Annotated in this window: 15 protein-coding genes and 2 tRNA genes; all 17 read left to right on the forward strand. The window is 41.0% G+C overall.

What is annotated here, in order from left to right; translation table 11 throughout:
* Window positions 1-134 precede the first annotated feature (134 nt).
* Window positions 135-3,668 carry a transcription-repair coupling factor gene (mfd, locus tag AC0VYH_RS00340; RefSeq protein WP_475373176.1) on the forward strand — a complete coding sequence of 1,178 codons (3,534 nt, stop codon included), beginning with the start codon at window positions 135-137 and terminating at the stop codon, window positions 3,666-3,668.
* Window positions 3,669-3,819: 151 nt separating this feature from the next.
* Window positions 3,820-4,350 carry a stage V sporulation protein T gene (gene spoVT, locus AC0VYH_RS00345; protein WP_194222601.1) on the forward strand — a complete coding sequence of 177 codons (531 nt, stop codon included), beginning with the start codon at window positions 3,820-3,822 and terminating at the stop codon, window positions 4,348-4,350.
* Between the two features lie 124 nt (window positions 4,351-4,474).
* Complete coding sequence (locus tag AC0VYH_RS00350; protein WP_475373177.1) at window positions 4,475-6,067, forward strand: putative polysaccharide biosynthesis protein; 1,593 nt, start codon at window positions 4,475-4,477, stop codon at window positions 6,065-6,067.
* 3 nt (window positions 6,068-6,070) lie between these two features.
* Window positions 6,071-7,525, forward strand: coding sequence for a bifunctional methyltransferase/pyrophosphohydrolase YabN (gene yabN, locus AC0VYH_RS00355; protein WP_475373178.1), 1,455 nt, complete (start codon window positions 6,071-6,073; stop codon window positions 7,523-7,525).
* Window positions 7,526-7,543: 18 nt separating this feature from the next.
* Window positions 7,544-7,804, forward strand: a complete 261-nt coding sequence (locus tag AC0VYH_RS00360) for an RNA-binding S4 domain-containing protein (RefSeq protein WP_194222604.1) — start codon at window positions 7,544-7,546, stop codon at window positions 7,802-7,804.
* Window positions 7,805-7,965: 161 nt separating this feature from the next.
* Complete coding sequence (gene yabP, locus AC0VYH_RS00365) at window positions 7,966-8,274, forward strand: sporulation protein YabP (RefSeq protein WP_194222605.1); 309 nt, start codon at window positions 7,966-7,968, stop codon at window positions 8,272-8,274.
* Entirely contained in the window at window positions 8,271-8,861 is a 591-nt protein-coding gene (yabQ, locus tag AC0VYH_RS00370) for a spore cortex biosynthesis protein YabQ (protein WP_430243485.1), read from the forward strand. Before yabP ends, yabQ begins: the two co-directional genes overlap by 4 nt.
* 12 nt (window positions 8,862-8,873) lie before the next feature.
* Window positions 8,874-9,257: an FtsB family cell division protein gene (locus AC0VYH_RS00375; RefSeq protein ID WP_226616861.1), complete on the forward strand. Its 384-nt coding sequence runs from the start codon at window positions 8,874-8,876 to the stop codon at window positions 9,255-9,257.
* A 74-nt stretch (window positions 9,258-9,331) separates the two neighbouring features.
* Window positions 9,332-9,817 carry a S1 domain-containing RNA-binding protein gene (locus AC0VYH_RS00380; protein WP_194222608.1) on the forward strand — a complete coding sequence of 162 codons (486 nt, stop codon included), beginning with the start codon at window positions 9,332-9,334 and terminating at the stop codon, window positions 9,815-9,817.
* A gap of 272 nt (window positions 9,818-10,089) precedes the next feature.
* Window positions 10,090-10,166 (forward strand) — tRNA-Met (locus AC0VYH_RS00385).
* A gap of 12 nt (window positions 10,167-10,178) precedes the next feature.
* A tRNA-Glu gene (locus AC0VYH_RS00390) sits at window positions 10,179-10,253 on the forward strand.
* Window positions 10,254-10,744: 491 nt separating this feature from the next.
* Window positions 10,745-13,204: a stage II sporulation protein E gene (gene spoIIE / locus AC0VYH_RS00395; RefSeq protein WP_430243483.1), complete on the forward strand. Its 2,460-nt coding sequence runs from the start codon at window positions 10,745-10,747 to the stop codon at window positions 13,202-13,204.
* Between the two features lie 60 nt (window positions 13,205-13,264).
* Window positions 13,265-13,996: a vWA domain-containing protein gene (locus AC0VYH_RS00400; RefSeq protein ID WP_404684336.1), complete on the forward strand. Its 732-nt coding sequence runs from the start codon at window positions 13,265-13,267 to the stop codon at window positions 13,994-13,996.
* Entirely contained in the window at window positions 13,965-14,942 is a 978-nt protein-coding gene (locus tag AC0VYH_RS00405) for a serine/threonine protein kinase (RefSeq protein WP_430243479.1), read from the forward strand. Before AC0VYH_RS00400 ends, AC0VYH_RS00405 begins: the two co-directional genes overlap by 32 nt.
* Before the next feature lie 102 nt (window positions 14,943-15,044).
* Window positions 15,045-16,430, forward strand: a complete 1,386-nt coding sequence (tilS, locus tag AC0VYH_RS00410; RefSeq protein WP_475366281.1) for a tRNA lysidine(34) synthetase TilS — start codon at window positions 15,045-15,047, stop codon at window positions 16,428-16,430.
* 21 nt (window positions 16,431-16,451) lie between these two features.
* Entirely contained in the window at window positions 16,452-16,991 is a 540-nt protein-coding gene (gene hpt, locus AC0VYH_RS00415; RefSeq protein WP_098445932.1) for a hypoxanthine phosphoribosyltransferase, read from the forward strand.
* Window positions 16,992-17,061: 70 nt separating this feature from the next.
* A complete protein-coding gene (ftsH, locus tag AC0VYH_RS00420) occupies window positions 17,062-18,996 on the forward strand; it encodes an ATP-dependent zinc metalloprotease FtsH (protein WP_475373179.1) in 1,935 nt (644 codons plus the stop codon).
* The last annotated feature ends 77 nt before the right edge of the window (window positions 18,997-19,073 follow it).

Raw genomic sequence — 19,073 nt, forward strand, 5'->3', positions numbered from 1 at the left:
CAGTGACAGGTCCCTTGGGCTGCTTCGCCTTTTTCAAAACAATCAAGATTTGTTTTGGCTAATTGGTGGAAGCGTTTCTTGGGACTACATGTGCGCTTGCGCTTTTCAGAGTGAGAGGGGAGAATAACCTACCGATGTTAGGCTTAAGAGAATATTTTAGTAAGGGCGATGAATTCCAGTCCGTTTTTACCGGGGTGAAAGAGGGTCTTAAAGAACAACTTGTTGCAGGGCTAGCTGGTTCTGCTCGGATGTTCCTAATGGCTTCTCTCTATCATGAAACAAAGCGCCCCCAGCTGATTATTACCCATAATTTATATCAAGCACAAAAGCTGTATGAAGACATGTGTGAGCTTGTTTCACCAGACGAAGTGTACTTATACCCAGTTAATGAACTCATTTCTTCGGAAATCGCGATTGCTAGCCCGGAATTAAGAGGGCAGCGAATGGAAGCTTTAAATTATTGGATGAAAAATAACAATGGTATTGTGATTGCCCCGATCTCGGGAGTAAGAAGATATTTACCACCGAAGAGTATCTGGGAAAGAAGCCAGATTTCGTTTACATTAGGCGACGATATTCCTTTGGATGAAACACTCGCTACTTTTGTAGCGATGGGTTATGAACGAGTACCAATGGTATCTTCACCGGGGGAGTTCAGTGTGCGTGGTGGTATCATAGATATTTATCCATTGACTGAAAATAGCCCAATACGAATTGAGTTATTTGATACTGAAGTTGATTCGATTCGATTTTTTGACATCGAGTCTCAGCGCTCTGCTAATAAAACAGAACGAATTACGATAGGACCAGCAGACGAAGTTGTTTTATTCCCTGAGCACTATGAAAAAGGGGCAGAACGTCTTCAACAAGAACTTCAGACTTCTTTAAAGAAAGTGAAGGATCAGAAAGTAAAAGAAGCAATGCATGAAAACATTACTTACGAAATTGATCAATTAAAAAGCCAGCAAAATTTTCAGGGTGTTATCAAATACATGGACTTCTATTACGATCAGCCTGCGAGTTTGCTAGACTATTTACCCGATGATGGTCTGGTCGTTTTTGATGAAGTGAGTCGCATTCAGGAAATGTCATCTGATCTGGATAAGGAAGAAGCAGAATGGCAAACAGCTCTTCTCAATCAAGGAGAGATTGTCTCGTCTGTTTCCCTATCGAGATCTTATGATACGTTATTCGCTAAGCCTGTACACTCAACTATCTATTTATCGATTTTCTTACGACATGTTCCCTATACAAATCCTGAGAATATCATTAATGCTTCAAGTAAAGCGATGCAAAATTTCCATGGTCAGATGAAAGTATTAAGTACTGAGATTGAACGATGGAAGAAAAGCGGTATGGCGATTGTCTTTCTTGCAGCAACGGAAGAAAGACGTAAACGACTTGAACGTGTACTAGAGGATTATGAAATTAATGCGATGATGGTCGAACAAGATACGCCGATCTCTCATCAGCAGCCACAGATATTAATCGGAAGTCTTAATGGTGGATTTGAACTGCCGATGCAAAAGCTAGCCGTTCTAACAGAGGCGGAAGTGTTTACGAAACAGTCGAAAAAACCGCGTCGCTCTCAAAAGATGTCTAATGCCGAGCGAATCAAGAGTTATTCAGAACTAAAAGTAGGCGATTATATCGTTCACGTGAATCATGGGATAGGAAAGTATCTCGGTATCCGAACCCTTGAAGTGAGTGGTATTCATAAGGATTACCTGTATGTGAGCTATGCTGGTAATGACAACTTGTATGTACCAGTTGAACAAATTGATCAGGTGATGAAGTACGTTGGATCTGAAGGAAAAGAACCAAAACTATATAAGCTCGGTGGAACAGAATGGAAGAAAGTTAAACGTAAAGTACAATCTTCCGTTGAAGATATTGCAGACGATTTAATTAAATTGTATGCAGAACGTGAAGCAAGCGTTGGCCACAGCTTTGAGAAAGATACGGAAGAGCAAAGAGAATTTGAAGCTGCCTTCCCTTATCAAGAAACAGACGACCAGCTTAGAGCCATTCAAGAAATTAAAGAGGATATGGAAAAAACACGTCCGATGGATCGATTGCTTTGTGGAGATGTTGGTTACGGTAAGACAGAAGTCAGTATCCGTGCCGCTTTTAAAGCTATAATGGACGGAAAGCAAGTAGCCTTGCTTGTTCCAACTACAATTCTAGCTCAGCAGCATTTTGCAACGATTCAAGAGCGTTTTGCAGATCATCCGATTAACATTGGCTTATTAAGTCGTTTTCGCTCACGTAAAGAGCAAAATGAGACGTTAAAAGGATTAAAAAATGGGACCGTGGATATTGTTATTGGTACGCACCGTCTTTTATCAAAGGACGTCACCTATAACGAGCTTGGGTTACTTATTGTAGATGAAGAACAGCGTTTTGGAGTAACACATAAAGAGAAAATTAAGAAGTTAAAAGCGAATGTCGATGTGCTTACTCTTACTGCAACGCCAATTCCACGAACGCTTCATATGTCGATGTTAGGTGTGAGGGACCTATCTGTGATTGAGACCCCGCCTGAGAATCGCTTCCCAGTTCAAACGTATGTGGTTGAATATAGCGGCACGCTTGTACGAGAGGCAATTGAAAGAGAGCTTGCTCGAGGGGGACAGGTCTATTTCCTATATAATCGAGTGGAATCAATTGAATACATGACAGACCAAATTCGTACACTAGTGCCTGAAGCAAGAGTTAGCTTTGCACACGGTCAAATGACTGAGACGGAGCTTGAATCTGTGATGATTGATTTTCTTGATGGCAATTACGATGTTCTTGTAAGTACAACGATTATTGAAACAGGCGTTGATATTCCTAATGTCAATACACTGCTCGTGTATGATGGGGATAAAATGGGACTTTCTCAGCTCTATCAACTACGTGGTCGCGTTGGGCGTTCCAACCGAGTAGCTTATGCTTATATCACTTATCAACGGGATAAGGTTTTAACCGAAGTAGCGGAAAAACGTCTTCAAGCGATTAAGGAATTTACTGAGCTAGGTTCTGGATTTAAAATTGCGATGCGAGATCTTTCGATTCGAGGTGCTGGTAACCTTTTGGGTGCAGAACAGCATGGGTTTATTGATTCAGTTGGTTTTGATTTATATTCTCAAATGTTAAAAGATGCCATCGAAGAAAGAAAAGGTGATGCACCGAAAGAGAAAGCATTTAGCGTTGAAATTGACCTTGAAGTGGATGCCTATATTCCTGGTACGTATATTAACGATGAGAAACAGAAAATCGATATGTATAAACGTTTCCGATCAATTGAATCGTTGAAAGATATTATGGACTTACAAGATGAAATGATGGATCGCTTCGGTGATTTTCCTGAAGAAGTGGACTATCTTTTCCAGGTCTCCCGCATGAAAGAGATTGCCAAAGAAGTTAAGGTTGAGAAAGTTGGCCGAAGTAAAAAAGATATACAACTTCTATTCCACGAATCGGCTCGAGAGGCGATTGGTGGGGAAACAATTTTTGAAGTAGCGAATGAATTTGGAAATAAGTTAGCTTTAGGAGCAGATGGAAATAAAGTGAAGGTAACGGTGAAAGGGAGAGGTCTTGATACAAAAGCTCACCTACAGCTTGTTGAGAAAGTCTTAAAGAAAGTGAAGCAAGCAGTAAAACAGCCAATGAATGCGAATTAAAGTCGATTTTGGATGAATCTCATAATTTTGACAGGTTTGTGAATAGAACTGATACCTCGAAAGGATACTAATGGAAACATATTGTAGAACAAACAATAGTAAAAGTGATTGGAGCAATCACCTACAACTTCCAGAAAGTGAGGCAACTTAGATGAAAGCAACAGGTATCGTTCGTCGTATTGATGATTTGGGTCGTGTTGTCATTCCGAAAGAAATTCGCAGAACCCTCAGGATTAGAGAAGGAGATCCATTAGAAATTTTTGTTGATCGCGAAGGGGAAGTTATTCTTAAGAAGTATTCTCCCATTAGTGAATTAGGTGACTTTGCCAAAGAGTATGCCGAGTCTCTTGCAGAACATTCGGGACACATTGCTCTCATATCTGACCGAGATGTCTATATTACAGCTGCGGGGGGACCAAAGAAAGAGTATTTGAACAAAAGCATTGGCGATTCTGTAGAAAAAGCAATGAATGAGCGAAGAAGTTTACTGAACGAAAGTAAGTCAGAGCTCATTGAAGGTGTTCCTGTTGATACAGGTCACGTGATAGCTCCAATTATAGCGAATGGCGATCCAATTGGTACGGTGATTCTACTTGCAAAAGAAGATGAAAAAGTGACTGAATTGGAACAAAAGCTGTCTGAAACGGCAGCTGGTTTCCTAGCAAGACAAATGGAACAATAAGTATAGAAGAAAATGGAGGCCAATGCCTCCATTTTCTTCGTTTTATGAAGCTTGAAAAGTTTCCCACTTTTATTCATGTGATATAATTCGTACATAAACTGGTACTTTCATTTGGCAGGTGTATATGACAAAAGAAGAAAATCAAAAAGGATTTTGGCAAGGCGCACTTCTGCTAACTGCAGTAGCCCTTTTTATGAAAGTCCTCAGCGTCGGCTATCGAATTCCTTATCAAAATATAACTGGTGACATCGGTTTTTATGTGTATCAACAAATTTATCCATTTTACTCAATCGCGATAATACTTGCTACATATGGGTTTCCTGTCGTGATCTCCCGACTTATTTCAGAAGAAATTGCAAAAAGTGAGTATGAGAAGGCTGAGGAGCTTTCACGGTATAGCTTTTGCGTGCTTGTGATTCTAGGCATTACAGGCTTTATTTTGCTTTATACAGGTGCGCCAGCGGTGGCGGCTTTAATGGCGGATCGAAATTTAGTTGGTCCTCTGCGAATGACGGCATTTTCATTTCTTATTATGCCTGGCATTGCTTCAATCAGAGGTTTTTTTCAGGGGCAGGAAAATGTGGTACCTACTGCATGGTCTCAAGTGACAGAACAATCGATTCGTGTTATCGCTATTCTTGCTATTTCAATTGGTCTTGTAGCGGGCGGAGCGGATGCATATGCGACTGGTACAGGTGCAGCGCTAGGGTCAATATTAGGAGGAGTCGCTGCGCTATTGCTTCTTGTAGTGCTTCGATTTAAAAAACGAGTAGCTAAAATAACGAAAATCAAATTTGAGCCTTTTCGGTTCATTGGCATTGCGCGTAGGCTCCTAACAGAAGGGACGTTAATTTGTGTAAGTGCGCTTGTATTGGTGCTATTTCAGTTAATGGATGCTTTAACGATTGTGCCGGGATTAACTGAGCATGGTCTTTCTTCTTTAGAAGCTCGTGAAATGAAAGGGGTATTTGATCGAGGACAGCCATTAATGCAGGTTGGTACCGTTCTGGCCACATCTCTCTCATTATCGATTGTCCCAGTCATTTCTAAAGCGGCTGCAGAGAATAATGAGATATTGATTCGCGAAAAAGCAGCTCTTGCTCTTAAAGTGAGCTTTGTAATAGGGCTTGCTGCTGCAGCGGGATTGGCCATTATTATGAGTGAGACAAACATGATGTTATTTAAAGATCAATCCCTTTCTGTTACGCTCAGTATCCTTGCCATTGCAATCTTTTTTAGTTCGCTTAGCATGACGGCAGCAGGTGTTTTGCAAGGAGTAGGCTTAGCGAGAAACGCTGCTCGGTATGCTGGAATTGGAATACTAGTTAAGGGATTGTTAAACCTTGTTCTAATCCCGCTTATCGGTATTAATGGGGCGGCAGTGGCCACGGTTTTTGGCTTTGTCGTTGTCGCTACGCTCGCCATTCTTGCCGTATATTACAAAGTAGGGCTTCTCCAGTACCAATTTCATTTAAGGCGTGCAGTAACAGCCGTTATGTTCATGAGTGCAGCAGTAATCATTCTGCAACTATTTATCCCCTCCTTCCTTTCTAGGGGGCTTTCAAGCGTTTCAGCACTTGGAGGCGCATTACTCGGAGGCATCGTTTTTGGGTTTGCAACATTAGCGCTGCGGGTGTTTACAGAGAAAGAATTAATGCAATTGCCAAAAGGAGAAATTATTACGATCTATCAAAATAAATTACGGAGAGGGGCATAAGCGATGCCACGTATAACAATTGTAGGAACTGGAGCGGGAGATCTCAGTCAGCTTTCACTAGGAAGTTACCGCACGCTTCAGTCAGCTGAACGGATATTTGCTAGGACGCTTGATCATCCCGTTCTTAGGGAATTGATGGATGATGGGCTATCGATGACAGGGTTTGATGAGGTATATGAAGCGAATGAATCTTTCGAGGAGACTTATCGAACCATTGTTAATCAGCTGTTTCATGAAGCACAAAAAGGATCGCTTGTTTACGCAGTACCTGGTCATCCAATGATGGCTGAAGCAACCGTACAGCTCCTGTTGGAAGAACAATCTCAACATGGTGTTGAAGTGACTGTTGCTGGAGGTCAAAGCTTTCTTGATGCGCTTTTTACTGCAGTTCGAATCGATCCTATTGAAGGTTGTCAAATTCTAGATGCCACGCGTTTTACAAAGTCTGAGGTTCAGGTACGTAATCACTTAATCTTTGTCCAAGTTTATGATCAATTTACAGCATCGAGTGTAAAACTCACATTAATGGAGCTCTTACCTGACGATTATGAAATTACTGTACTGCAAGCAGCGGGAAGTCGGGATGAGAAAATCGTCTCTGTTCCCCTATTTGAATTAGATCGTTCGATGGAAGTAAATAATTTAACCGCTGTCTACGTTCCTCCAGTAAAAGAAGAAAATCTTCTCTACCAGGATTTCGGATGGTTACGAAATGTGGTTGCAACACTGCGAGGACCTGGGGGGTGTCCGTGGGATAGAAAGCAGACGCATGAGTCTCTCAAAAAATATTTGATTGAAGAAGCCTATGAAGTATTAGAAGCTATTGATGATCAAGATGAAGAGCATCTCGCAGAAGAGCTTGGTGATGTGCTGCTTCAAGTTATGCTTCATGCTCAGATAGGTGAAGATGAAGGTATGTTTTCTGTGGATGATGTGATTCATAAGCTAAACGACAAATTAATACGGAGGCATCCACACGTATTCGGCGACGAAAATGTGCAAACAGCCGAGGAAGTAGCTGGTGTTTGGAAGCGAGTGAAAGAAGAAGAAAAGAAAATTGCACCATCACAGTTTGATCAGGTACCAAAAGGGCTTCCAGGTCTCATGCGCGCCAATGAAATCCAGAAGGCTGCTGCGAAAGTCGGGTTTGACTGGGACGAAGTTGAACCGATTTGGGCAAAGATTTATGAGGAACTAGCCGAATTTAAAGAAGCTGTAAATGAAAAATCTTTTGATGATCGAGAAGACGAATTAGGCGATTTAGTGTTCGCTGTCGTCAATTTAGCTCGGTACTATAAAGTTGATCCGGAAGTGGCGATCCATCGCACGAATCATAAATTCTTCTCGCGTTTTCAATATATTGAGAATCGGGTAAAGGAAAAGGGACTTGAGATCGAGAATTTATCACTTGAGGAACTTGATCACTTCTGGGATAAGGCAAAAGAAAAAGGAATTTAATAGGGAGCGTTGAAACAAATGAGATTAGATAAATTTCTGAAAGTATCGCGTTTAATTAAACGTCGTTCAATCGCAAAAGAAATTTGTGATAAAGGACGAATTGAAGTGAATGGAAATAAAGCTAAAGCTGGAACAAATGTGAAGGCCGGCGACGAACTGGTGATTTCCTTTGGTCATAAGAAAGTGACGGCCCGAGTTGATGAAATTAAAGAAACAACGAAGAAAGAAGAAGCTAGCAATATGTTTACCATTTTAAAAGAAGAAGCTGCAGGTGAATAAAAAAGATCCGAGAGGGTCTTTTTTTTATTGATGTTCATTTTGAAATTCTCTTTTAATGAGAAGGGAATGGGCTACTTTTTGAATCGTTTTAGCCATCAGAACAGCTTGTTCTAAATGATCTCTTCTTCTCATAGACATGTATCGAGAAGAGGAGGAGAGCGATGGATAATTATTATGAATATGGCACATACGATAAGGCTTCTAACACCCCAGAGCATGATTTAGTTATGAAGTCGCGAAAGTCGCTTGAAATTACAGGTGTGAAGCACGTCGATAGCTTCGATAATGAAGAATTTCTTCTAGAAACAGCAATGGGATTTCTTGCGATCAGAGGGCAGCATTTGAAAATGAAAAATTTAAATGTCGAGCAAGGTCGTGTTTCGATCGAAGGGAAAATCTTTGATCTTAGTTATCTCGATCATCACGAAGGGGAAAAAGCTAAAGGTTTCTTTAGCAAGCTGTTCAAATGACGCTAACGGTGCAATTTTATACGATGGTAGCCATGGTGGCTATGGGGGTGTGGCTTGGTATAGCCATGGATACCTATAGCCGTTTTCTTCATCCAGATAGAAGTAAAAGTTTGTGGCTCTATGCGAACGATATCGTTTTCTGGTTGCTACAAGGGCTGATTATCTTTTATGTTCTCTATCTTGTTAACGAGGGTGAATTACGATTTTATGTCTTTTTGGCCATATTATGTGGTTATGCAGCATATCGGTCCCTTTTTCAACCGTTATATCGCCGTTTACTTGAACGAATCATTTTAATAACTATTGCTATTATTCGTTTTGTGAAGTCTTTATTTATTTATCTTATTTATCAGCCGATAAGGTTCATATTGAAAGTTGTATTTAGCTTATGTATGATGATAGTGAGTATCATGACAACCATTTTTTGGTTTATCTTTAAGTTTTTTTGGGTACCGTTAAAGTGGGGATTCTCGTTGATCTGGCGATTAATACCACAATCGGTACAAATGCCACTAATAAAATTAGCAGGAGTTGCCGATAAAATAAAGAACTACATATACCATTGGTTAACTAAAATACGAAAGTGAGGAGGGAAAAGCTTGGTTACTGCGAATAAGCGTAAGCCTAAAGTTACGGAAGTGCATTCGGAATATCATCAAGAGAAACAGCTACAGGACAAAGTGAAAGAACGAAGAAAGAGAGGTCTTGTACGGCGTCTGACAGCCTTCGCGGTAGCTGCTTTAGCCATAGCTATTCTATTCATCTCCGTATTCACTTCACAGGCAGCAACGATCGAAGAAAAAAACTTACAGCAAAAGCAGGCTGAAGAAGAATTAACGAAACTGAAAGACCAGGAAAAATATTTAACGGAAGAAATTGAGAAACTTAATGACCTTGATTATATCGGTGAATTGGCAAGAAGAGACTACTTTATGTCAAAACCCGGAGAGACAATCTTTAAGCTTCCTTCTTCCTCAAATTGACACGTTGTTTTTTGAAGGGGTATAATTAGCGTACGACTGATCTTTTAAAGATTCTAAGGAGGAGCTTTTTTTACATGGCAATCGAAGTAGGCAGCAAGTTACAGGGAAAGGTAACAGGTATTACAAATTTTGGCGCGTTTGTTGAACTACCAGACGGCAAAACAGGTCTCGTTCACATTAGTGAAGTTGCAGACAATTATGTTAAGGACATTAATGATTTTCTTTCAGTTGGCGATCAGGTTGAGGTAAAAGTCATCCAGGTTGAAAACGACGGTAAAATTGGTTTATCGATTAAGAAAGCAAAAGATCGACCTGCTCCTGAGCGTCCTCAGGGCCGTCCACAAGGTCGCCCTCAAGGTGGAGGAGGCCGTCCACAAGGCGGTGGAAGACCTGGAGGTGGTGGTTTTAAAGGTAAGCCACGCGGTGGTGGCGGACGTCCACCGGTAGAGTCATTTGAGGATAAAATGAGCAAGTTCCTTAAAGACAGTGAAGACCGCCTTTCAACTTTGAAGAAACAAACAGAGTCAAAACGCGGTGGTCGCGGCGCTCGTCGCGGCTAGGGCTTGTTGTCTACTATTTATATTCTATAACAAACCAGGCATGCATTCGCATGCCTGGTTTGTTATATGTGAAGATGTATTCCCTGTCATCTCAGTAAATGTTTTTGGTTAATTTTCTTAAGTAAGTTGCAGTATAGGATTATACGAAATGAATCTTTTATAGTTTCTGAAGAAGATTATAAGATTTTTATGCAAAAATATTAAAAAGAAGTTGACACAAACTTTCTCGCAATGTATTATATATCTTGTGCTTAAGAAAGCAACAGTCTTATGGCGGTGTAGCTCAGCTGGCTAGAGCGTACGGTTCATACCCGTGAGGTCGGGGGTTCGATCCCCTCCGCCGCTACCATTTTTATTAATTGGCCCGTTGGTCAAGTGGTTAAGACACCGCCCTTTCACGGCGGTATCACGGGTTCGAATCCCGTACGGGTCACCACTTATTAGTAATAACTATTCATTTGAATGTTTGTTATATACATAGTCTGCTAAAAAACACCCTGCATTTTATTAATGCAGGGTGTTTTTTTTGTCTTGTCTTTCATGATTTCACTATGAGTCCTAGGATTCATAGTGAAAATAAACGTTATTAATATTCTTTTATTGGTTTTATGAGAGTTTCTTTTCTTTTTTATCTTTAACATTTCGACCTTTTATTTCTAGTTGCTTTTTTAGATAGAAAAGCATGAAAAAGCTTTATCTTTCTAATGAAAATTCATACTCTCCTATAATATGGATCGTTCCAGTTGTTTACAGGTTTCTTGTTCTGTCTACAAGTGATTGACAAGCTTCACTGAAAGAAGTCGAGAAGTTTATATCATACCTGTTCTTTTTTTGACAAAAAGCGAATTTCTATTGTGTTTTAATGATTAACACAAACTGCTTCAAGCAGATCGGTGAAAAAAAGAATGAAAGAAAGCAGGTGGGGGAATGCAAAGCGAACTAGTGATGGAAAGGTCAAAATCGAAGGTGGGCAAATGGATTCACGGAACAAAGAGTCGATTAGAAACGATTCTATTCCAGCGAGGTCTTCTGCTTTTTGTGATTGGGTTCCTACTTGGACGAGCTGTTATCCTTACTCAGGTTACTCCTTTCGCTATTCCTTTTTTTGGCGCAGTATTCTTCCTGAGACGAGAACGTGCACCTATGATTATCGTTGCTTTATTAGCTGGAGCGGTATCAACGGCTAATTTGCAGAATACAGCATTTATAATGTGTGGCATTCTTGTTTTTCTATTCATTAATCGTTTTGTGAAGTTATCTTCCCTTTCTCTTGTTAAGACGTTACCCATACTTGTGTTCTCAACGAGTATGTTGGGACGTCTGATCCTAAGTTTACTTACTGAACGTTCATTAGCTAACACAAATTGGATCCTAGCAGCTGTTGAAGGTGCTCTTGGAATGATACTAACCATTATTTTTATTCAGAGTATACCGGTATTATCTATTAAGAAAAGAACTCAGGCTCTAAAAAATGAAGAGATCATTAGTTTTATCATTTTATTAGCAACGATGTTAACAGGAACAATAGGTTGGGTTGTATATGGTTTCTCAATTGAAAATATCCTTTCTCGGTATCTCGTATTAATTTTCGCATATGTAGGTGGAGCAGCGATTGGCTCAACAGTTGGCGTGGTTACTGGCTTGATACTGGCCCTCGCTAATGTAGCTAGTCTCTATCAGATGAGTATGCTTGCGTTCTCGGGATTACTTGGTGGGTTATTGAAAGATGGTAGAAAAGTTGGAGTTGGTATGGGTTTACTGATCGGTACGTTATTAATCGCTTTATATGGGAGTGGTCCTGAGTTTCTATATCCTAATCTGATGGAGTCTGTGATTGCCGTATTACTCTTTTTCTTCACACCATCTAAAGTTACTTCACAGCTTTCTAAATATATCCCGGGAACGGTGGAACATGCGAATGAGCAGCAACAATACTTAAGAAAAGTACGCGACGTTACAGCTAATCGTGTCGAACAATTTTCAAGCTTATTTCAGGCTCTTTCTAGTAGCTTTACAGATGCCGATCTTCAAGGTGAAGAACAGTCAGAACGCGAAGTTGATTATTTTCTAAGTCACGTTACAGAAAAGACTTGTCAAAATTGTTTTAAGAAAGAAACTTGCTGGGCGAAAAACTTCGATGCCACCTATGGGTATATGACAGGGATAATGGAGGAACTGGAACAAACGGCGGAATTGACTAACTATAGTCTGAAGAGAGATTTCGATAAGCACTGCATTAAGGCAAATAAGGTGATTGATCTTATTGGAAAGGAGATGAGTCACTATCACGCCAATCGAATGTTAAAAAAACAAGTTCGTGAAAGCCGGAAGATCGTTGCCGATCAATTGCGTGGAGTGTCGCATGTTATGGGGGATTTCGCGAAAGAAATACAAAAAGAGCGTGATAACCTCCACCAACAAGAAGAGCAAATCATGGATGCCATTCAAAGTATGGGTCTGGAAGTAGGACAGGTGGAAATCTACAGCTTAGAAGAGGGAAACGTCGACATTGAGATGAAGATACCTGCCTGCGGAGGGAGAGGAGAAGGAGAAAAGGTCATCGCTCCAATGCTGTCAGATATTCTAAAGGAAAACATCGTCGTGAAAAGAGAAGTGTGTGCAGAACATGAGCACGACACATGTCACCTTTACTTTGGTTCAGCTAAAGATTTTGTGATCGAAACAGGCGTAGCAAATGCAGCGAAAGGAGGAGCTTGGATATCTGGAGACAGTCATTCTACGATTGAGCTAGGTGCAGGCAAATATGCTATTGCGATAAGTGACGGAATGGGCAATGGAGAGAGAGCGCATCAGGAAAGCACGGAAACCATTCAACTCCTTCAAAAAATTCTACATTCAGGAATTGATGAGACGGTGGCGATTAAATCGGTTAACTCTGTTCTATCTTTACGAAATACCGACGAAATATTCTCAACGCTTGATTTAGCCATGATTGACTTACAGGATGCTTCAGCCAAGTTTCTTAAAATTGGATCAATTCCAAGCTTTATAAAAAGAGGCGATCGAGTCATGATGGTGGAATCTGGTAATCTACCGATGGGGATTATTCCAGAATTTGATGTAGAGGTCGTAAGTGAACAATTAAAAGCTGGGGATCTCTTGATCATGATGAGCGACGGTATTTATGAAGGGGTTAAAAATATAGAGAATCCGGAGTTCTGGATGAAGCGGAAAATTAGAGAGCTTTCAACAGATAAGCCACAAGAAATTGCAGACCTCATCATGGAAGAAGTAATTAGGACGGAGTATGGCAGAATTGATGATGACATGACGATTGTAGTGGCAAGAATAAAACGTAATGTGCCTAAATGGTCAACTATTCCAATCTATTCAGCTCCTTCATTCAGGAAGAAAAAAGCGCAGTAGGTAAGTATAAACTCTCCTCCTAAAGGCGATGCTTGTAACAGCAAAAAAGGAGGAGTCGAGATGAAGAAAGGAACGCTAAGACAGATTCTATTAATCACAGACGGATGTTCAAATCAGGGGGAAGATCCGGTTGCAATGGCGGCTCTTGCACGGGAGCATGGAATGACAGTGAATGTAATTGGAGTGCTAGACGAAAACGAGCGGACAGATCATGGACTAAAAGAAATTGAGAATATTGCATTATCTGGCGGGGGCATCCACCAGCTTGTTTATGCTAAGCAGCTATCGCATACGGTACAAATGGTTACACGTAAAGCGATGACCCAGACGATTCAAGGATTCATTCATAAAGAATTGCAATCGATCTTGGGTAGCGAAAAAGAAATAGAAGATTTACCACCTGACAAACGGGGGCAGGTCGTGGAAGTGGTCGATGAACTGGGGGAAACGATGGATCTCGAAGTGTTGATTATGATCGATACAAGTGCGAGTATGCAGCATAAACTTCCTACGGTAGAAGATGCCCTTCTTGATCTTTCAATTAGCCTTCATTCAAGAATCGGTGAAAACGAATATTCTCTATATGCATTTCCCGGGAAACGAAAGCAAGTAGAACGTCTAATGGATTGGACGCCAATGTTGAAAGATATTCATACCATTTTTCCAAAGCTGACATCTGGAGGCATTACGCCAACAGGTCCGGCATTAAAAGAAGCGATTGAAGCTTATCAGAAAAAACGCTCAAAGAGAGGGCTATTAGATGACGGGTACTTCGAAGAATCAGGCAGCTGATGTTTCTCGTGGAACAAGACTAAGTGGGAAATGGAATCAGCAAAGCTACCAAATTATGAGGAAATTAGGTAGCGGGGCACTTGGTACAGTATACTTAGCTGACTCTGCAAGGGGGCGAGTCGCATTAAAATTAGGTACTGATAGTATGTCCATTACGTCAGAAGTGAATGTTCTAAAACAGCTTTCGGTGGTCCAGGGAACAGTTCTTGGGCCGTTTTTCTATGAGGTGGATGACTGGGAGATAAATGGGAAGCGTTATCCGTTTTATGTGATGGAATATATTGATGGTGAACCTCTTTTTACTTTCATTGAACGTAGAGGAAAAGAATGGATTGGGATTTTAATGCTTCAATTGCTCCGTGATCTTTCAGCCCTTCATAAAGAAGGCTGGGTTTTTGGTGATCTAAAACCAGACAATCTTCTAGTAGAAGGATCGCCTCCAACTATGAGATGGCTTGATGTGGGAGGGACGACTTCAATGGGAAGGTCAGTGAAGGAGTTTACGGAGTTTTTCGATCGAGGATACTGGGGGCTTGGCAACCGAGTAGCAGAGCCGTCGTATGATTTATTTTCTGTAGCTATGATCGTAATAAATGCCGCTTACCCTAAGCGATTTGACCGTCCTAAAAAAGACTCAGAAACCTATTTGCTCAATAAAATGGAACAAAGTCATCTGCTAAGGGAGTATAAGCCAATTCTTCGAAAGGCTCTACTAGGGAAGTATATACATGCTCAAGATATGCGACAGGAGCTTTTTTCCCTACTGCAAGGAGATAAGTCAAAGGTCCGTAAACGACCAGAAGCACCTTCTAACTCAAGGGTAGCCTCAAGGCAGAAGCCTCCAAAACGTGTGAAACAAAAGAGCTCAAAATGGATTGAAACCGTACTAATAGTTGCTTTTCTTCTATTCTTCTATACTTTATACTTAGTTGGTCATGTTTTTTAACAGAGCCTATATAAAAGAAAGGTTTGAAAAAGACGTAGTTGGGTTATTAGTACTAAAATGAAATGCTGTTTATCGAGACAGTGAGTGAGAGGAAGACAGAGTTTGTTGCAAGATGTCGAACGTTTTATCCACAAGCATGATTTAATCAAACATGGGGATACGCTAGTTATTGGAGTTTCTGGAGGACCAGACTCTGTTGCGCTACTTCACTACTTAGTAAGTTTAGCTCCCCGATTAAAATTATCAATTGTTGCCACGCATGTGGACCATAGTTTACGGGGAAAGGAATCTGCTGAGGATTTAGCGTTTGTGGAGAGCTATTGTGAACAAGAAGGGATCATCTTTGAAGCTTCTACGGTAGATGTGAATGCTTACAAAAAGGAGCGAAACCTCTCTACACAAGTTGCAGCACGAGATTGCCGCTATGATTTTTTTCGAAAAGTAATGGAAAAACATCATGCTAGCGCTCTGGCCCTTGCTCACCATGGAGACGATCAGATTGAAACAATGCTTATGAGACAGGTTCACGGTAGCTCAGGTTCTGGACTTTCTGGGATGCCGGTCCAACGTCCCTTCTCAACTGGAAAAATCATTCGTCCGTTTCTATGCGTTACAAAGGAGCATCTCGTGAACTATTGTAAGGAGCATTTACTTGGGTATAGGCTCGATCCATCTAATGAGAGCAATCAATATATGAGGAATCGTTTTCGGAATCATGTGTTACCTTTTCTTAAAGAAGAAAATCCCAATGTCCATACAAGATACCAATTATATAGCGAGCGAGCTCAAAGTGACGAAGCATTTTTAATGAATTTAGCTAAGGGATATCTCGATGATGTGATCATCGATCAATATGACAAATTTGTGAAGTTGGATAACAAGGCGTATGATTGCCTTCCTATTCCTTTACAAAGAAGAGTGATTCATCTAATATTAAATTATCTTTATACAGGCAATGCTCCTTTTTCTTCTATACATATTGAGGATTTGCGGTTAATGCTCGATTCTGAGCACCCTTCTGCTTCCCTTAATCTACCCCTGGAACTGAGGGCGGTAAAATCTTATACCACCTGTTATTTTTCTTTTGAAACCTTTTTGCAACCAGAACCGTATAAGTATCATCTCCCTTTATGGGGTACTGTCGAAACGCCACTTGGAACGATTACGGCCATTCCAGTTAACGACGTTCCGCAACACCTGACAAGTGATGATCTTATTATTGAGGAGCAATTGCTTCCTGCGGTTGTGCGCTCCAGGCGTCCTGGTGATCGAATTCAGCCAAAAGGCATGATAGGGACGAAAAAGGTAAAAGATATTTTTATCGACCGTAAAATAGACCGTTCAGAACGCGATGTATGGCCAATCGTTGAGGATGTGATGGGCCACACAATCTGGGTCGCTGGAGTAACTCGTTCTGAAAAGGCAACACTGTCTGCAAAAAAGAATCAGCTCGTGCACGTGCACTATGAGAAAAAAACACTTACATAGGTTGGGAGGGCAATACCACTGATGTTAAATGAAATTCAAGAAACACTAATTAGTGAAGAACAGATTCAAGAGAAATGCCGCGAGTTAGGGAAACGGCTTTCAGATGAATACGAGGATCGCTTTCCGCTTGTAATTGGCGTCCTTAAAGGTGCAATGCCTTTCATGGGTGATTTAACAAAGCGGATGACTTGTCATCTTGAGATGGACTTTATGGACGTATCAAGTTATGGCAATTCAACCGTTTCTTCTGGTGAAGTAAAGATAATTAAAGATCTTGATACTTCCGTAGAAGGACGAGACGTTCTTATTCTCGAAGATATTATAGATAGTGGGTTAACGCTTAGCTATTTGATCGACCTTCTAAAATACCGTAAAGCAAAGTCGATTAAGATTGTAACGCTTCTAGATAAGCCTACTGGAAGAAAAGTTGATTTAAAGCCGGATGTGGCAGGATTTATCGTACCTGATGAGTTTGTAGTCGGATACGGTCTTGACTTTGCTGAAAGGTATCGTAATCTTCCGTTTATCGGGATTCTTAAACCCGAGATTTATCAAGGTTAATTTGTTGTAGTCAGTTGTGCCAGTATGGTAAGATAATCTATGGTTTCCTGTTCGTGGGAGGAGGTAAGGAATGAATCGTATCTTCCGAAATACAATATTTTATTTGTTAATATTCCTCGTCGTAGTAGGTGTAGTCAGTTTCTTTAACGGAACAAATAATGACACGAATGTCCTCGATTACGGCGAATTTCAGTCCAAATTGAATAATGGTGAGATTCAAGAGTTAACGTTACAACCTGAGCGTGGGGTTTACACTGTCACTGGTCAATTAGCTGGTGGCGATGAAGACAGCGAAGATGCTAATGCATTCGTAACGAATGTACCTGACTCAGAGAAAGCTGTAGAGAATATCTTAACTGCAGCTGACGAAGGGATTGTAGAATTAACGACAGAACCAGCCCCTGAACAAAGTGGGTGGGTTACATTTCTAACAAGCATCATTCCTTTCGTTATTATCTTCATTCTGTTCTTCTTCCTACTTAACCAGGCTCAAGGCGGCGGTGGCCGTGTCATGAACTTTGGTAAGAGTAAGGCGAAGTTATACAGCGAAGAGAAAAAGAAAGTTACATTTAAAGACGTAGCTGGTGCAGATGAAGAGAAGCAAGAGCTTGTTGAGGTCGTTGAGTTTTTGAAGGATCCTCGTAAGTTTGCTGCAGTTGGGGCCCGTATTCCAAAGGGTGTTCTATTAGTAGGACCTCCAGGTACAGGTAAAACGTTGATCGCACGAGCGGTTGCTGGTGAAGCAGGCGTTCCGTTCTTCTCAATTTCTGGTTCTGACTTCGTAGAAATGTTCGTAGGTGTCGGTGCATCTCGTGTACGTGACCTATTCGAAAATGCGAAGAAGAACGCACCTTGTATAATCTTTATTGATGAGATTGATGCAGTTGGTCGTCAGCGTGGTGCAGGTCTTGGCGGCGGTCACGATGAGCGTGAGCAGACGCTTAACCAACTTCTCGTTGAAATGGATGGCTTTAGTGCAAACGAAGGTATCATTATCGTTGCGGCAACAAACCGTCCTGATATTCTTGACCCGGCACTTCTTCGTCCTGGACGTTTTGACCGTCAAATCCCGGTAAATCGCCCTGATGTGAATGGTCGTGAAGCGGTACTTCGAGTACACGCACGTAACAAACCTCTTAGTGATGAAGTCGATTTGAAAACAGTCGCAATGCGTACACCAGGGTTCTCTGGTGCAGATCTTGAAAACTTGTTGAATGAAGCTGCTCTTGTTGCTGCTCGTCATAACAAGAAGAAGGTTGATATGAACGATATCGATGAAGCGACAGACCGTGTTATTGCTGGGCCCGCTAAGAAGAGTCGCGTGATCTCTGTAAAAGAGAAAAATATCGTTGCTTATCACGAAGCTGGTCATACAATCATCGGTACACAGCTTGATAATGCAGATGTTGTTCATAAGGTTACGATTGTTCCGCGCGGACAAGCTGGCGGTTATGCTGTAACACTTCCTAAAGAAGACCGTTACTTAATGACAAAGCCTGAATTGGTCGATAAAATCATAGGCTTACTCGGTGGGCGTGTTGCCGAAGAAATTACATTCGGTGAAGCAAGTACCGGAGCAAGTAATGACTTCCAACGTGCGACAGCCATTGCCCGTAGTATGGTTACAGAATATGGTATGAGTGAAAAGCTAGGTCCGATGCAGTTTGGATCAGGTTCGGGAGGAAATGTCTTCCTTGGACGTGATATCCAAAATGAACAGAACTATAGTGATTCATTCGCCAATGAAATTGATCTTGAAGTTCAAAAGATCATCAAATCAGCTTATGAGCGTTGTCGTGAAATACTCCTTGAAAATCAGGATAAGTTAAATCTTGTTGCTGAAACGCTTAAGGAAATTGAAACGCTTGATGCTGAACAAATTCGTTCTCTTGTTGAAGAAGGAAAACTTCCTGAAGGTCACCATGCAACTGGTACCTCTGAAGATGTGAAAGTTAACATCTCTAAAAAGGAAGATAAGCCTGAAACAGATGAAGAACAAGAATAAATAAGATTGAAAGCAGGATGTCTTAAGGACGTCCTGCTTTTTTATTTAGAATAAATGCGTGTTTTCTGTGAAATCCA

It is taken from the genome of Anaerobacillus sp. QJM3NY_32, assembly GCF_056173645.1.

Excerpts from the sequence above, each read along its gene's own strand:
- spoVT (WP_194222601.1), top strand. The coding sequence starts at position 3,820 with ATGAAAGCAACAGGTATCGTTCGTCGTATTGATGATTTGGGTCGTGTT.
- AC0VYH_RS00360 (WP_194222604.1), top strand. The coding sequence starts at position 7,544 with ATGAGATTAGATAAATTTCTGAAAGTATCGCGTTTAATTAAACGTCGT.
- yabN (WP_475373178.1), top strand. The coding sequence starts at position 6,071 with ATGCCACGTATAACAATTGTAGGAACTGGAGCGGGAGATCTCAGTCAG.
- yabQ (WP_430243485.1), top strand. The coding sequence starts at position 8,271 with ATGACGCTAACGGTGCAATTTTATACGATGGTAGCCATGGTGGCTATG.
- AC0VYH_RS00380 (WP_194222608.1), top strand. The coding sequence starts at position 9,332 with ATGGCAATCGAAGTAGGCAGCAAGTTACAGGGAAAGGTAACAGGTATT.
- AC0VYH_RS00350 (WP_475373177.1), top strand. The coding sequence starts at position 4,475 with ATGACAAAAGAAGAAAATCAAAAAGGATTTTGGCAAGGCGCACTTCTG.
- mfd (WP_475373176.1), top strand. The coding sequence starts at position 135 with ATGTTAGGCTTAAGAGAATATTTTAGTAAGGGCGATGAATTCCAGTCC.
- spoIIE (WP_430243483.1), top strand. The coding sequence starts at position 10,745 with ATGCAAAGCGAACTAGTGATGGAAAGGTCAAAATCGAAGGTGGGCAAA.
- AC0VYH_RS00405 (WP_430243479.1), top strand. The coding sequence starts at position 13,965 with ATGACGGGTACTTCGAAGAATCAGGCAGCTGATGTTTCTCGTGGAACA.
- yabP (WP_194222605.1), top strand. The coding sequence starts at position 7,966 with ATGGATAATTATTATGAATATGGCACATACGATAAGGCTTCTAACACC.
- AC0VYH_RS00400 (WP_404684336.1), top strand. The coding sequence starts at position 13,265 with ATGAAGAAAGGAACGCTAAGACAGATTCTATTAATCACAGACGGATGT.
- ftsH (WP_475373179.1), top strand. The coding sequence starts at position 17,062 with ATGAATCGTATCTTCCGAAATACAATATTTTATTTGTTAATATTCCTC.
- hpt (WP_098445932.1), top strand. The coding sequence starts at position 16,452 with ATGTTAAATGAAATTCAAGAAACACTAATTAGTGAAGAACAGATTCAA.